The sequence below is a fragment of the Bacteroides salyersiae WAL 10018 = DSM 18765 = JCM 12988 genome (assembly GCF_000381365.1).
Taxonomy (GTDB): Bacteria; Bacteroidota; Bacteroidia; order Bacteroidales; family Bacteroidaceae; genus Bacteroides; species Bacteroides salyersiae.
Map to the genome: position 1 here is coordinate 126,242 of NZ_KB905469.1, position 16,768 is coordinate 143,009.

8 protein-coding genes are annotated in these 16,768 nt (G+C 41.7%); 1 reads left to right on the top strand and 7 read right to left on the bottom strand.

What is annotated here, in order from left to right; all coding sequences use genetic code 11:
* Window positions 1-68: 68 nt before the first annotated feature.
* Both HMPREF1532_RS19650 and yaaA read right to left on the bottom strand, forming a co-directional pair.
* The gene (locus HMPREF1532_RS19650; RefSeq protein WP_005934174.1) at window positions 69-620 is read right to left on the bottom strand and encodes a sugar O-acetyltransferase; all 552 of its coding nucleotides are present in this window, start codon (window positions 618-620) and stop codon (window positions 69-71) included.
* Between the two features lie 9 nt (window positions 621-629).
* Window positions 630-1,403: a peroxide stress protein YaaA gene (gene yaaA, locus HMPREF1532_RS19655; RefSeq protein ID WP_005934176.1), complete on the bottom strand. Its 774-nt coding sequence runs from the start codon at window positions 1,401-1,403 to the stop codon at window positions 630-632.
* A gap of 104 nt (window positions 1,404-1,507) precedes the next feature.
* Between yaaA and HMPREF1532_RS19660 the strand changes: the two genes are divergently transcribed.
* Window positions 1,508-1,960 (top strand): copper resistance protein NlpE, encoded by a 453-nt coding sequence (locus HMPREF1532_RS19660; RefSeq protein ID WP_005934178.1) that lies wholly within the window; start codon window positions 1,508-1,510, stop codon window positions 1,958-1,960.
* Window positions 1,961-2,009: 49 nt separating this feature from the next.
* On the opposite strand, the gene HMPREF1532_RS19665 is transcribed toward HMPREF1532_RS19660, so the two are convergent.
* The 5 genes from HMPREF1532_RS19665 to HMPREF1532_RS19685 form a co-directional block, all read right to left on the bottom strand.
* Window positions 2,010-3,404 (bottom strand): aldo/keto reductase, encoded by a 1,395-nt coding sequence (locus tag HMPREF1532_RS19665; protein ID WP_005934181.1) that lies wholly within the window; start codon window positions 3,402-3,404, stop codon window positions 2,010-2,012.
* Between the two features lie 27 nt (window positions 3,405-3,431).
* The gene (locus HMPREF1532_RS19670) at window positions 3,432-4,925 is read right to left on the bottom strand and encodes a 4Fe-4S binding protein (RefSeq protein ID WP_005934183.1); all 1,494 of its coding nucleotides are present in this window, start codon (window positions 4,923-4,925) and stop codon (window positions 3,432-3,434) included.
* Between the two features lie 171 nt (window positions 4,926-5,096).
* Entirely contained in the window at window positions 5,097-6,923 is a 1,827-nt protein-coding gene (locus HMPREF1532_RS19675; RefSeq protein WP_244266452.1) for a GDSL-type esterase/lipase family protein, read from the bottom strand.
* An 81-nt stretch (window positions 6,924-7,004) separates the two neighbouring features.
* The gene (locus HMPREF1532_RS19680) at window positions 7,005-13,637 is read right to left on the bottom strand and encodes a discoidin domain-containing protein (RefSeq protein ID WP_005934188.1); all 6,633 of its coding nucleotides are present in this window, start codon (window positions 13,635-13,637) and stop codon (window positions 7,005-7,007) included.
* 110 nt (window positions 13,638-13,747) lie between these two features.
* A complete protein-coding gene (locus tag HMPREF1532_RS19685; protein WP_005934190.1) occupies window positions 13,748-16,708 on the bottom strand; it encodes an MGH1-like glycoside hydrolase domain-containing protein in 2,961 nt (986 codons plus the stop codon).
* Window positions 16,709-16,768: the final 60 nt, after the last annotated feature.

Sequence of the window (16,768 nt, forward strand, 5' to 3'; positions counted from 1 at the left end):
ATTAGTTATTCTACAACACATATACAGGATAATTTTCACTTAAGATACCCCTGTGACCAAATAATGCATTACTTCGACTTCTTTATCACCCGTGCCGGATTCCCCACTGCAACACTGTCAGCCGGTATGTCCTTGGTCACTACACTGCCGGCTCCGATAATGCAACGATCCCCAATAGTCACTCCGGGACAGATGACCGCCCCGCCTCCAATCCAGCAATCTTCCCCGATCGTCACCGGATAAGCATATTCTTTCGGTTCACGCCGCTCCACATAATCCACCGGGTGATGGGGGGTATAGATCTGCACGCAAGGCCCGATCAAAGTATGTGCTCCGATAGTGATATACCCGCCATCCAAGAATGTACAATTGGCATTAACAAACACATGTTCGCCCAACCGGATACCGTCACCATGATCACAATAGAAAGGAGGACAAATAACGGATGTGGCAGGAATACCCGGCACAAGCGACTCAAGCAAAGGCCGGTATTCGCCGTCATAGGTACTCAGCCCACGCATACGGGCCAATAATTTCTTCGCTCTTTCAAAACGTACCTGCATCTCAGGCACAGACATGTCGGCCAACTGCCCACTGCGCATTTTTTCTACTTCATTCATAGGATGATATTATTCCATTACTCCATTAGTGAATATTAATTTTCTGTCATCAGACAACCGTTCATTAAATTCAAATCCTTCCCACTGAAAAGATTTCAAATCCTGCGGAGACTCTATCCGGTTCTTCAAAATAAAACGCGTCATTTCGCCACGTGACATTTTGGTATAGACAACGACAGTAGCAAGTTTACCATTTTTCCATACATGGAATTCCGGGGTGATAACCGTAACCTCCTTTTCTATACGTTTCCAATCGAACAAACCACGCATTTCATCACTGGCCAGATTGCAAAGAATTCCTCCATGGGCTTTGATCTCCTCTAAAAATTCATCCGTCAGACGCGATTGCCAATAAGAAAACATCGTTTGGTCTCCCTGCTCAGGCAGTTTCACATCACCCTCCAGACGATACGGGCGGATGGCATCCAGCGGACGAAGTAGCCCGTAACAGAATGAAGTCAGCCGCAGATGATCCTGGGCATACCGGAAATCAGCTTCCGAGAAATCTTTAGGATTCAGACGTTTGAACACAATACCGGCGTAGGCCAGCAACGCCGGAAGTTCACGGGTGTCTTCCGCATGAAAAGCCTGATAACGCTTGTAATTCTCCACGGCAATTTTCGAATTGACCCGCAACAGCCGTTCCAGTTCTTCCACAGAAAACTGAGACATCCGTAATGCAACTTCCGAAGCCTCCTTCTGAAAACGGGGAAGTGTAATAAAGGGAACCTTTACTTTCGAAACATCACTCATGGTTTTGGCACAAGATAGAAGTATAAGCATGGGAAAATTTACAATTTTACGATTTACTACGAATATTACTTTTGAACAAAGTTAAACTTTTTAATTGTATCTTTGTTTTTTACTTATACAAAAATAACAATAACATGAAGAAGAAGCTTTATCTGGCAGCAGCATTTTGCATGATCATTGCAACAGGATGCACAAACAACAAAAAGTCAGCTAACAGTGACAACGTAGTTGCAGATACCATGCAGGTGGCAGACATGCACAATGCAGAAACCTCACTCGACTATTTCGGAGAATACAAAGGAACCATCCCGGCCGCAGACTGCCCGGGAATAGAAGTCACCTTAATTTTTAATAAAGACCGTACCTATACACAAAAATACATCTACCTTGAACGGAAAGACGGAGAGTTCAATGAAACAGGAACTTTCAAGGTAGAAGGCAATATCCTGACCGCTACTTCCAAAAACGGCGAAAAGTCGTATTATAAAGTAGAGGAAGGCCGGATAGTGATACTCGATGCCGACAAACAACCCATTACCGGGGCACTTGCCGACATGTACGTATTGAAACAGGAAAAAGTATTCTGACATCCAGACTACGCCACCTGATGTGTGCCCGCCAACTTTCCCGGATTTATTACAATGTACCTTGCTTCAATTGCTCTGCAAACCGGTCGATACGATGTAATACTTCGGGAATCTTTATATTTTGCGGGCAATGATGCACACACTGGTTGCATCCGATGCAATGGTTCGCCTGACGCAAACGCGGCACACTGCGGTCATAACCTACCAAAAAAGCACGACGGGCCTTACGATAATTCTCGTCCTGACTGCTTTTGGGCAGATTTCCCTCATTCACACATTTATTATAATGTATCAGGATAGAAGGAATATCGATACCGTAAGGACAAGGCATGCAATACTGGCAATCGTTGCAAGGCACCGTGGGATATTTAAGCATCAATTGTGCCGTCTCTTCCAGAAATTCCTTATCCTCATCGGCCAATGGAACTAATGGTGAGTAAGTGCGTAAATTGTCCTGCAAATGTTCCATATAAGTCATACCGCTCAACACCGTAAGCACATGTTCCGGTGATCCGGCAAAACGGAAGGCCCATGAAGCGACACTGTCCTCCGGACGTCGCTGCTTCAGACGGGAAACAATATGATTGGGAACATTCGAAAGCCGACCGCCCAATAAAGGTTCCATAATAATGGCCGGAATATTGCGTTTGACCAACTCTCCATACAGATATTCGGCATCTGTATTACGGGAATTTACCTCCTTGGCATGTTTCCAATCGACATAATTGAGTTGGATTTGCACAAAGTCCCATTTTATTTCATCGTGCCGGGAAAGCAGATAGTCAAAGACTTCGATATCTCCATGATAAGAAAAACCGAGATTACGGATGCGCCCCGCCGCACGTTCGCTGACCAGAAAATCGAGTATGCCATTGTCCAGATAGCGTCCTTTCATGGCTTCCATTCCGCCCATACCGATGCCATGAAGCAACATATAATCAAGATAATCTACTTGTAACTCTTTCAGAGAATTATGATACATGGCTATAGAAGCTTCCCTGCCCCATGTATCCGGTGAGAAATTCGACAATTTAGTGGCTATGAAATATTTATCGCGCGGATAGCGGCTGAGGGCAATACCCGTGGCATGTTCCGAACGTCCCTTGCAATAGGCGGGTGACGTATCAAAATAATTCACTCCATGCGCCAAAGCATAATCGACCAGTTCATTCACCATATCCTGATCTATCTCATCTTGGCCGCCTTTGACCACCGTCGGCCAACGCATACAGCCATACCCCAATATGGATACCTTATCTCCCGTAGAAGGATTAATGCGATAAGTCATCTCACCGGCAGGAGTATTTCCAGAACCACCCGCCACCGTTACCGAACCGTCCTTCAGGCTACAACCATACAAGGCGGCTGTAGTAGTTGCAGTGCCTACTCCCAGCACTTTCAGAAATTCACGACGATCGATCTCTCTCCTATTCTTCTTAGCCATATTTATTTCCTCCCTTTTTTCCTTTTCTTAAATGATTTTATGCGCCAGATGTCCCTCTACATAAATAGCACTGAACGGACGTGCCGGACAAAGATTCTCGCATGCACCGCACCCGATACAGCGTTCCGTGTTGACTACGGGGATTTTAAGCGAATCGGGAGAATCCGGTTCGGAAGCCACCATCTGGATAGCGCCCGTCGGGCAATGTCGGGCGCAGTTTCCACACTCTACCCCATCCGTCAACGGAACACAATTCTCCTTTATCCAAACGGCATGCCCTATCTGGATAGCCGACTTGTCTGCCGGAGTAATCGGAGAAATCGCACCGGCGGGACAAACCTCGGCGCATTTGGTACATTCCGGCCGGCAATACCCACGCTCGTAGGACATCTCCGGCTGCATCAGTTTCATCAAACCGGTAGCAGGGCGAAGCACCTCGTTCGGACATACCGATACGCACAGCTGGCAAGCGGTGCAATGTTGCGCAAAATGACGGGCACTCAATGAACCGGGAGGAGTAAGCGGAGTCGCCCGGTCCGGTATCTTTTTATCTTCGATCACCGCCAAACCGCCATCTACTTTCTTCTCCTGTGCCTTCATTGCCGCAGTAGCAGCCAATACAGCAGTAGCCGTAAAGAAGCTACGCCGCGCCCTATCTATCTGTTCACCTGTCACCCTATCGTCCGTCTTTTTTACTCTCTCACCGGACGGATGTATGTACCTGATCGCGCCTTTGTGACATTTCCCGATACAATCCATACATGCCACACAGCGGCTATAATCTATTTGGTGTTCTTTAACATCGATGCATGAAGCCTTGCAATTGCGGGCACAGAGATTACAATTCACACATTTCGATGAATCGATCACCGGTTTCAGCCAAGAGTATCTTGCTATAAATCCTAAAACAGTCCCCACCGGACAAATCGTATTGCAATAGGTCCGTCCGGCACGCCAAGCTAAAACTGCAATCACTACAAAGGATACGATGGCAACCATGAATGTCGGCAAACTCTTCACCCATACATTCACGGAATAAAAAGCATAGCTGTCGGCACGTTCGGCCAATAATGCCAACAAATTATTCCCCCACATATAAACAGGTTGAAAAAGATTGGATGCAATGCGTCCGTACGAGCTATAAGGTGCCAATAAAGCGACCAATGACCCGACACCGGCGATTAATGCCACTACAAAAATTCCGAGTACCCCATAGCGTAGCCAACTTACTGCTTTAGAATAACGAAAACGGTTCTTCTTCCGCTTTCCAGCCATCCATGATATAATATCCTGAAACACACCGAGCGGACAGACTACCGAACAATAAATGCGTCCGAAAATAAACGTCAGGAGGACAAGCAACACAACGACCCCCAAATTCAATGCCAACAACGCCGGCAAAAACTGTATCTTTGCCATCCAGCCGAACCACGTGTGGACCGTTCCGGTGAAATCCAGAAACAACAAAGTAATCAACACAAAAAATAAGACAGCGAATGAGACTCTAATTTTTCGTAACATGGGCAATTTCATTTAAAAAGCAACTAATCCGGTACAAAAATACACATGTTTATCCAGTTGATTACTATATAAATTACAGATATTAATACCAATATTACCGATTTCACTCGATTCCAATAAAAAAAGGATACCTGATAACGGTATCCTTTTCCTCTCTCCCACACAAATCCACTAATGGCCAATAATCACTTTTCGCATTTCTTTTTGTCCCCTTATCTCTAATGACACCAAATAAGTACCGGAAAGCAGATATTCACGCTGAGTCGTTCCAGGTCCGATCTTCCCCTTGGATAAGCATTGGCCGGCAATTGAAAACAATTCGTAATATCCTGTAACATCTGCATGAGATTTAATCAACAAGCCGCCATTATCGGAATAAATCGTAAATTCCGACAGTATATTCTTCTGAATCCCCACCCCATCAGAAGCTTCAAACAATTGCCATTCAGCCAATTGAAATAAATCGTTTTTCCCTGTTACGTTAAGCTTAAAACTTTTATATTCTTTATCAGATACGATTGGATATTCCAGTGTAGTATAGCGTCCTAAAAACTTCTGGCTGTTTCTGACATCCAGTTTATCCCACTTTTTGCCATCAATAGAACCATATAAAATCCATTCTGCCGGGTCACGATCAGGAGAATCATTGGCAGAAATCAAAGCGTATCCATCTACTTTGACTGCCTTCGGCAAGTCATACCGTATCCAGATACTATTACCCTCGGAAATCGCCGTACAAAATTTTGTATTAATATTTCCATCACTCAAATTGCCATATCCCTCATGAGGAAGAGTATTGAACTGAGCACTCATCATACCAGCGTTTTCCGGATCCATTAAAGAACTTCGTAAGGGTTTGTCACAACCAAACAACTGAAATTCTGCAATTGCTAAACGGTCACTCCCGTTTACTTTCAAAACCTTCAAACGAAAATAATCATAAGGAGTAAAACTGACTTTCTCATCAAAAACCTTCGTTTCATTCGCAGCAAATATAATATCTGTCTGACGATCGACAGTTCTCCAGAATGCAGAAGTTTTAGTACGTCCCTCCAGTCTCCATGATACAGGAGCTTTAGAAGCATCTTCTCCGGAGGTTATCGCATACGCTTTCAAACCGGCAGAACGAGGTAATTCTACCGAGAACCAACACTCTGTTTGACCGGAAAAATCTGTTTCCAAAATCGTCTTGGCATCGTTGTCCCACAAGGGAGCTATATTCAATCCCGCAAGGGATGATTCCATAAAGACCCCGGAGTCTCCCTTGTCATATCCGGAAATTTGAATAAATAAATCGTCCGGTAGATCAGGAATATCTGCTTCCGGAGCTATACTACGGGCTATGATATCGGCCAAAAAAATATAACCTTTATCATTCGGATGAATCTTATCACCGGTCAAATATCCTTTACCCTCAAACGGAGTATGACAGTCTATTACAGTCGCACCGGTTTCCTTCGCAACCTGATCAATCATAGGCATCATCTCTTCCGTCATTACCTTATCCTCATTAATCCAATTGCCGGGTCCGAAAAGAGGAAGAGGATAACAAATATAAATCTTCGGTTTACTGACAAGCTCCTTAAACGAATTCACCAGTGCAACATAATCTCCGGTATACTGTTCTTTGATATTGTCCCAGTTTATCTTTTTGGCATCATTGGTACCCAACTTAATCACCACGATATCCGGATTATATTTCAAAGCATTCAGATAACGCTCATGATCCCAATAAGAAGAAGCAGTACCGTCAAATTCCTTGCCGTTTTTCATCAAAGTACGCCCGCTTGCACCAAAATTCGAGACTTCGTACTTTTCAGTACCCAAATCACGTTGCAATACAGATGGATAAGTAGCCGAGCCGGATGACGCTCCAACTCCTTCGGTTATACTATTACCAATACATGCAATCTTTATCTTCTGTGCAAATGCCGGTAAAGAATAAATCTCTCCCAACAGAAAGAATATTCCACAATAAATCCAATAAATTCTTTTCATAATCTCTATGGCCCAATAAGACATTCCATAACCCTATCTCCGGATAATTCCGACCGGAGACAGAATCACAGAACGTTTTTCTTACTTCACTATTAATTTTCCTGTTTTTATTTCTTCTCCATTATCCAGCCGTACAATATAAATCCCTGCCTTTAAGCCATCTGTCGGTATCACACAATCTGCGGAAAAATAATATTCCGCTATTAAAATGCCCTGAAGTGAACAGACGCTTACATGACCGTTACCGTTTAAATGCACTTTAGTTCCTCGGGATACAGGATTCGGCCAAATGAGCAAATCATCCAAGTCCGCTGTATCGTCAATACTTTCAATACCGACCAATGCCCCCGACTCGTATACCTCAAATTCCTTAATACAAGTAGTTCCTCGCTGTGCAGTACTGGGAACGGTCAATCGTACATAACGCGTATCCACCGGTTCCTCTAATAAGATGACTTTCTTCTTTATATTTATATCCTCAAATGTTTTTTCAGCTATAGTCTCCCAAGTTACGCCATCCCGGCTAACGGCAACCTTATATCCACTGATGCGGTCCAGAGAATCCGTCAACGCAAATCCATCGATAGAATATACCTCCTCTAAATCGACTTCCAAGGTTGCTGTTCTTCTGGTAAATTCCCAAACGGTACCTTCCCGTCCATCCAAGGCATTTGCTGCAGTCAGCATATCATTGGTTCCGGCAGAACAATTCAAAATCGTCTTCCCTACACTGATTACGCCATTCCGGTCAATCGCTTCCTTAAACTGCCCATAGATGTCGAATCCGTAAATACGAACAGCATTATCACCTTTAGAAGGAACAAACTTCACAAAACGTGCATCTACCGGATCAAACGATTTCACTTTCTCATTAATCGATGCGACTCCCGTTTCACGAATTATTTCCGTCCAGCTTCCATCCAACGTATCTGTGGTACTGACATAAACTGAGTAACCGGGAACATTCGCCCAACCGGATTCTACCATCTTACAATCACGGAATTCAATGTGATTAATCGTATAAATACCGGTCAAAGAAAAAATAATGAATGGAGCGGCAGAAGTATCACACCACTTCATCGTATTGTCACCACTCAAATTTTCTTTCCAACCCCTCAACAGCCTGAAAGGATTCTCGTGAGTGCCCGTCATGCCGCTATAACTGTCGATGTTGACAATACGTTTACCCTTGCCATCGGGAGACGACACACTCAGCAAATTACTCGTGTTATACAACATGATTGTATAGTTCTCCCTGTTCTTCCCATCTTCCGAAATCACTTCTACATTCAGTTCATTCAGTCCATCAGTCAGTTCTATTTTTCCGATGCCATTAATCCTTGCATATTCACTGGTAGCTTTAGCAGCAACAACCACTTTGGAATCTTTTGTTTCCATCCGATATAAATGAGTGGAAGGGCTAAAATCAGGTTCCAACTCAAGACCTTCAATACTCAATGACTCAATTCCGGCAATAGCGGATTTATCTGCACGATAAACTTTTACCGTATAAATCCTTTCGGTCATACGATCTGCCGACTTCACTGTAATGAAGAAATCATTTTCGCCTAAAATCAACGACTTTTCTCCCAAATCTCCACCAATTTCACATTCCGGATTTCTGGCTTCCGCCTTTATGTTCACTTTCTCTATCTCTTTTGCTACATTTACCGAATAGACAGTACGTTCTGCTTCAAAAACCGGCATCAAGCTATTTCCCTCAACCTGTAAAGTCAACAAGGAAGCATCACTGGCAGTGACATCCAACTTACCGAAAATATTGAATTCGTACAGATTCAACGAACCGGAAGTTCCCAAACGGTCGGCCGGGACTTCCAATTTTATATAACGAGCTACTTTGGCCGGAGACACTTCCACCTCTTTAATATTCTCATCGGCTTTATTATTTGCATCCTCTACAACTTCCCAATCCGACAGATTCTGACTTACGGACAATATATACCCATTGATATTTTCATTTTTACCATCTACAGAACCGGCATCGTACAGTTTAAAACCGGAAACGGCATAATTATCTTTCAGATCAACCACCACAGATTTATCACCAGCGGTAGAAGTTGACCATTTACTATTGGCCGCCTTCATTTCTCCATCGAACAAAGCTACCGGTGCATTCTGTACATTAGGAGCGTCCTGCTGCATAATAACGGGCTTTCCAACACTGATCAAAGCATTTTCATAAACCGAATCGAAAGATTTACGTCCATAAATCTTAAAACCATAAATACGTACCGTATTACTGCTAATTTTAGGTACCAGTTTGATATAACGTGCTTTCACCGGAGTAATCTCTTTGACTTTATACATCACATCACTCTGGTTTATCTCATGTACCACCTCTTTCCAATCGGTATCGGATGTCCCTACAGTACTTACATAAATATGATACTCAGACAAATTCGGATTATTCGGTTCACGGGTTTTACAATCCTCAATCACAAATTTATCTACGTCATAGTAATCGGAAAGTTCTATAATCACAAAATTATCAGTGCTGTTGTAGCACCATTTCTTATTCCCATTACCAGTTACATTTTTATCAAGAAGTAAATTTTCAGGCCCTTCATTATTAAACCCACCGCTAGCCGAATGAATTCTGGCTATACGTACTCCCATACCATCGGCAGGAGTCGTACTAATAATCGGTGAGGTACCGGATGCGTAAGCTACACTGTACTCTTCAATTTTCATTGCATTGATATGAGCAAACTTACCGGCATAACGCGCCAATTCAAAATGAATAGTCCCGTCAACATCCGGATAAATAGCCTCAGATACAAAAATCGTATTATTATTCTGGTTCTTTGTATTCCCGGTTATATCTCCCTCAGCAATGTTAGCTCCTCCCATCTGATGAGTACCCTGATAAGAATTTGTACCGGTAAACGTCAACAAGCCAGTTCTGTCATTAGTATCATAACGACTACCGAAGACATAAAATTTATATGCTTTTTCGGGTTTCAGATTTTTAAAGTCGATACCTCCCTTTTCCGCTCCGTTATTTTCTTCAATAAAAAAATAATCCTGAGTCGCCGTATTAATAGCAAAATCTCCCAAAAGTTCGGTATCCGGTTCCAATAGTCCACCGTTTTTAATGCCGTTCGACAAAAAACCGGTAGTTAAATGCATTTTATAATCAACCGGCTGATTATATGAATTGACGAGTGAGTATTCCGTACCTGCCGCAGTCTTCACTGCATTATTCCAAAAATTTCCATTCGTATCTTTTCCTGTAATATTTCCATTGGTACCATCATCTTTTCCAAAATCTATATATAGTTTCTGATCCATAGTAAAACCGGCATTAACAAACTCCAACTCATTCGTAGACTGTGCCAGATTTTCCAAAAACCGATCACCTCCTAACGGTGCATAAATTTCAAGGCTGGATTTCATCATCTTACCTTGATTCACATATGCAATTTCTTCAGTATTCATCCCGGAACGCCAAAAAAACAACTCACGATACAATATCTGATCCGGAGCTAAGTTACTACCTAAAACAAATTTTTTAGGAGATAATTTTTCCGGAAGCTCCCCTACTTTTATATCATCGATATACAATATCGTATTTCCCCATGCATAATAATGAGTCAGAGTAACACGTTTCCACCCCCCTGTGTTGATAGTTGTCTCAGACTGAATTTTCCCGTTCAGTGGAGACTCGTAAACCAATGTCCCGTCTGTTTTGATTTTGAAGAAGCCATTCCCACTCTCATTCTCAAACCAGGCAATCGTACCGGTTCCTGTTGTATTGATATCAAATGAAACGGTAAATGGATGAACCGTTTCTTCCGGTATCCACTCGATCTGGCGGGAAGTTGTCGTTCTTCCCAACTCACAGGATGTCCCCTGTACACGTTTAGGCAATGGTTTTCCTGCTTCCAAGGCATCAAATAAAGAAGGAACTATAGCATAACAGAATTCTTGATGTCCGGCTGAATTGGGATGATATGCATCATTTTCATATCCACTGGCCCAACGGCCTTTACCGTCGTCAATAGCTCCCAACGTATTGATACTCGGTAAATCCCATTCATGTATCAGCAAATTCAGCTTCTTTACATAGTTATAATCGCTTTCATTGTAATCGGCACGTGTATAATTATTGGCCATAACCGGTACGATTCCGGCATCCTCTGCTTGTTTGATGGCTTGCAACATTCCGTCACGATAACTGTTATAGGCCGCTTCGCCACGGTCATGTACACCTTCATTACCTAACGAAAGCCCGTAAATCACATAACTACTGCAATTACTCAATAAATCACGTTCCCATCGATCCAATAAATTAGCAGTTGTATTTCCTCCGATAGAAATATTTGAAGTCTTCCAGTCCAAACCGCGTCCTTCTTCATGACGTTTGGTCAGCAATTGAGTATACATATAAGCATATCCATGCATATCCGGTGTTCCCGATCCGTTAGCAACCGAAGAGCCCATATAGGAAATCTTCAACGCTTCTGTTTCACCGCAACTTACCGCATAAGTATATTTTCTCAGATTGACTTCTACATAAAATTCACCACCATTCATGTTGGTACGGATATCTTCTAATGACATACCATACGATTCACCTTGTGATTGCTTAACCACCCGATTAGTACCCTTTATACGTTTCAAACATTCTGTTGCGTCCTTATTTATTATAAAATTAAACTTCGGATCACCACCATTCAATGTCAACCGTGCAGCCCATATGCCTTTACCCTGATACTCTAAAGGCAATCCTTTCGTTACATCAGCACCGGTAGAAGTGGAAGTCCCCACAATGTTCAAGGAAGTAATCGGCAAAATCTCATAGGTATTGTCGGTCAGATCAATACTAATGCGTACAGGTCCTGTAATATCCGTTTGAATAGGCTCCCCATTTTCCATCAACGAGCCTTCAGCTTTCCCTTTACCATACACTACTTTTTTATCATTACCCAAGTCACGATAAAAACTGAATGAACCTGTCCCCTTTAAAGAGGTATATATTTCAAAGAGATTGGTGATGGTCCCCTGTAAATCAGTAATCATTTGCATCTCGGCATCTTCTTCTACAGCCGTACCCGTAAAATGAGCACTACCTAACTGACCACTAATATTTATTTCAATTTCATCAGACAGAGTTTTTTCATCATATACAATAGATGCGGTGACTTTCACCTTCCCATTAGTCTTCGGATACACAATTCCCTGATTATCAACGCGAGCTATCGATTCGTCATCTACACTCCATCGAATGGCCGGAAAGATGGCCCCTTCGGGCAAAACACGAGCCTGTATCTGGGAAGTCTGGCCAGACTCCGTAATACCTTGTCCGGTCAGAGTGATCGAAGTAGCTTTTACTACAGGGTCATTCGTACATTCCTCTATCTTCATAGCATTGATATGTGCAAACTTATCAGCATAAAGATCGATATTGAAACGAATACTGCCGTTAGCATCCGGATAAACAACATCCGATACATAAATACGATCGGTTGTATGGTTTATACCGTTCCCTCCACTATTTTTTCCCCCCATTTTATAAGTTCCGGTACTGCTATTCTCTCCAGAGAATGTAAAAAGTCCCATACGATCTGTTTCCGTATCCCTGCAACCAAATACATGGAAACGATAACCGGACTTCGGATTCAAATTATTGAAATCGATAATACCCGGAATATCCGTTCCTCCATTTTCAATAAAAATATAATCTTCTGTAGCTGTCTCAATGGCCAGATCCCCTAAAAGCGCCACATCCGGATTAAGCAAGCCACCATTCAACCGTCCGTTGGAACGGAAGCCTGATCCTAATTTCATCTCGACCCCGGTCGGTACATTGGCAGAATTTACCAACTTCAGCATCGCACCCTTACTAACAGTAAAATTATCTTTCTCAAAAGCGTTATTCCAATAATGATTGTTTACATCGGCTCCGATTGTATGATGTCCGTTCGTTCCGTCACTGCGTCCGAAGTCAATATAAAAATCTTGTTTCACAGCCAACGGATCAACCTCTCCATATTCCTCTATCTTCATTGCATTAATATGAGCAAAGCCACCGGATTTTATTGCTAATTGAAAGTCAACTTCCCCTTTAAAATCCGGAAAAATATAGTCGGTGACATAAATATCACCCGTGTTCTGGTTTTCCCCATTAGTTCCGATTGCTTTGCCCGTCATACGATAAGTGCCATGACTTCCTGTTGAACCGGTAAATGAAAGATATCCTATACGTTCTTCATCTCCAGTCTGCGCACGACTGCCAAACACATAAAATCTATAAGCACGATTCTTGTTCAAGTTTTTAATGCGGAAACTACCATTAGCACCCGCACCCTCAATATAAAAATAATCTTGTGTGGCTGTAGATATTGCCAAATCACCTAATTCTGTCTGGTCCGGTACAAGAAGTCCTCCATTACGAATACCATTGGCCAAAAACTTTTTAGTAATCTCCATAATAAATCCGGTACTCTCATTGGTTCCGCTCACCAGTTCCAATGTTTCTCCATATTCCGTTTCTATGGCATTGTTCCAATAATGCCCGTTTTGATCCGGCCCTTCCGTCACATTTCCATCCAAACCATTGTTTTTACCAAAATCAATATAAACAGATTGTTTCAACACACCATTATTTGTGTTTTTTACTGAATCGGCCGCCCTTGCTGAAAGCAACCAACCGATACAACATAGCAATAGAAATACAGTAATTTTCCTCACGTTTTTTGATAATTAAAAATTATGAATTTACAGGTCCGACAAATTATCGAAATATCTGCCAGACCTGTATAAGTCATTAAAATATTTTCATACAGTCATTAAAATTAATTTCAAGGAATAATCACTTTTTGCGAATAAACTTCTTTATTACATTCTAATGATACGGTATAAATTCCCTTATGAAGATTACTCCCTATATGAAAGTTTCCACTCTGTTTTTTTTTGACTACAATTGATTTTCCCGACATATCAAACAGTGTAACTATGTCAGCCCGATAATCATTTTTCAATTGTACTCTAATTCTTCCCTCATCAGGGGTTAATGTGAAAAAAGAATTATCCTGATTTAATTGTGCAACACCGACTCCACTTGATTTTTCCAGAACAATGCTAACCGTTTGTTCTCCTGTCAAGTTTTGAGGTATTTCAGGAGTATCCATTGCAATGCCATTGAGTTTAAACTCTTTGATCCGGTTCCCTTCGCCTTCCAATTTAACGTTAAGTATCATGTTCCCATAGTTCAACCTGGTAAGTTCCAATGAATTGACTTCTTCAGGTAAAAATGGTTCGAAACGTAATTTTTCGTCCTCAAAACGCATACCTACAAGACCATACCAAACCATACGCAATAATCCGGTTGCCGACCAAGTCTGATGTTGAAGTCCCCCCCAATGGCTACCGGTCTGCCATCCTCCATCAGGATGTCCGTCTTTCGGATCATAAATTTCCCAAAAATCATTCCCACCTTTATTTAAACCAAGATCTACTAAATTAAACAGTTCGAATGTAAATCTTTCATAATCACCGGTTCTGGTACAAGCATCCGCATAGAAAGCATTTACAAATGGCCAAATCATCATATTATGGCGTCCCGGCTTCTCATCGCTGAATCGTTTGAAATGCGGATAAATAGAAGGCAGGCCAAATTTAGTAACCTGCATTTGGGATATTATTTTCTCTGCCTCCGCCGGTGATACAATGTCAAACAATATTGCAAACGAATTACCCAAACCTTCTTGGAATGAATGCAGATCTCCATTCTGATCGATCAGGTAATTAAATTTACCGGTTTCTCTGTCAAAGAGATGGGTACGTATGTTAGTTTTTAAGTTTTCAGCCTTCTTCTCCATTTCAGTAGCAGTCTCTTCTTCTCCCAAAATAGTTGCGATATGTGCCAATAAACGATACGCCTCATAATAAATACAATTCGTACTTAAACATTTTATTTTATTATGTGCCGGATGACTGACAACTGCTCCCCCCTTAGAATCACCGGACCATACAGGCTCTTCATATCCGGCAATACCATCATTAAATACAGAAGGACCTGTAAACAGCCCGTATTGAGAATCATATACAGGGTTATTATCACGCTTCATTTCCTCCAACTGATGAATGGTGTTTACCCCACTCTTCAATATCTGGTTCAAAAACTCTTTATCGCCAGTCATCTGATAGTACATATAAGCACCTTTTACCCAAATTATCTTATCCCAATATTCTGCACCGATGTACTCTTGTTCGTTATCTTCCAATAAATGCAATAATGAATTCTTCGAGATTTCCGGCTGTAACAACGGAAAACCGTTCCATACATTAATAGACAGATCGCGTGTCCAGTTTCCATCATAACGGGCTCCCGCATTCAGAATACCATTTTGAGTCGTATTGATATTCACTGTCCATAAAGCTAATTCATAGGCAGCTTTCAGATCCGCATTATTAGATATGATTTCCGGTTGAACAGCCGGTTTTCCATAAACCTCGAATTCACGGATACGCGCCAATCCTTTTTGATACTCCGAAGGAATTTCCAATTTCAGGAAACGGCTGGCAAAAGGTTCTGCCGGTACACCTTCTTTACGCACCTGCATCGCTTCAAACGTTCCATCGAAAACCAATTTCCAATCTTCATCCGTACCGGCAAAGCTGCATGCATATACTTTATATCCTGTCAACCATTCTTCACTATCGATCAACGCGAACTTATTGATTTCATATTCCTGCTCCAGGTCGATCACAACCCAGCCATCCGTACCTTCTTTTTTTCCGAAAGCCCAAGGGTTATTAGCATCTTCTCCATCGACAGCATCTGTATTTCCATCGATAATATTAGCCGGTGTTTCCCGATTACTCCAACTATTATGATAATCGACTATCGTTTTCCCTGTACTGACTATTTCTTCATTCAGTGGCCGGACATATGATCCGTAAATGTCTACACCATAAATACGTACATAAGAATCCCTGGTATCTTTTACCGGTACAAACTTAATATAACGCGCTTCTACCGGAGTAATCCGTTTCACTTTTGTATCCAGATCACCAACATTAGTCTCATGAATAATCTCTGTCCAATCAGCCTCTGCTGTTCCGGTAGTACTAACATATACTTTATATTCCGGAAGATTATAGACATCACTTCCCGTCTCTAAAATTCTTCCATCGCGAAAGCCAAATTTATTGATAGAATAAATAGCAGGTAAAGAGAATATTACCCAAGGATCATCACCTTTATACGCCCATTTATTACTCTTATTATTGTTTATTTCATCCTTATTTAACAACAATTTATAAGCATTCTCCGAATCACTTGCTTTCCCACTGCACGAATAAATATTCACGATTCTTTTTCCACGACCATCCAGAGCTGAAACAGAAATCAAATCGTCCGGTGTCACAATCATAGTCATTTTTCTGGTATCGATCGTAATCTTGAACGATCCTTCGTCATTCATGATAAATTTATAATCATCATTAGTTACACGAGAATTTTCGACATGCCGGATTTTATGTTCTTTTCCGATCACAACAGCTTCATTCGCCACTTCGGCATTCAAACAGTCAATCCATATATCATTCGGATTGGTTTTCAGCAAAAATTTAAAATCATTGCGTTTCATTTTTCCGGTCCATGTAAAAATACCGTTACCCTCATCATCCATCAAATAAGCTTTTTCAGCAGTCCAGCCACAGTCAAAAGCAGCACCTACCACATAAATTTTAGAAAACTCTTCAGCTTTAGCTATCAGAGTAAACAGGCATAAAAATAAAGTTAATAGTTTTCTCATAACATGTTTTTTTGGGGTTCATAATTTAAGATATAACACACTATTTTTAATTTACTCATC

Excerpts from the sequence above, each read along its gene's own strand:
- HMPREF1532_RS19650 (WP_005934174.1), bottom strand. The coding sequence starts at position 620 with ATGAATGAAGTAGAAAAAATGCGCAGTGGGCAGTTGGCCGACATGTCT.
- yaaA (WP_005934176.1), bottom strand. The coding sequence starts at position 1,403 with ATGCTTATACTTCTATCTTGTGCCAAAACCATGAGTGATGTTTCGAAA.
- HMPREF1532_RS19660 (WP_005934178.1), top strand. The coding sequence starts at position 1,508 with ATGAAGAAGAAGCTTTATCTGGCAGCAGCATTTTGCATGATCATTGCA.
- HMPREF1532_RS19665 (WP_005934181.1), bottom strand. The coding sequence starts at position 3,404 with ATGGCTAAGAAGAATAGGAGAGAGATCGATCGTCGTGAATTTCTGAAA.
- HMPREF1532_RS19670 (WP_005934183.1), bottom strand. The coding sequence starts at position 4,925 with ATGTTACGAAAAATTAGAGTCTCATTCGCTGTCTTATTTTTTGTGTTG.
- HMPREF1532_RS19675 (WP_244266452.1), bottom strand. The coding sequence starts at position 6,923 with ATGAAAAGAATTTATTGGATTTATTGTGGAATATTCTTTCTGTTGGGA.
- HMPREF1532_RS19685 (WP_005934190.1), bottom strand. The coding sequence starts at position 16,708 with ATGAGAAAACTATTAACTTTATTTTTATGCCTGTTTACTCTGATAGCT.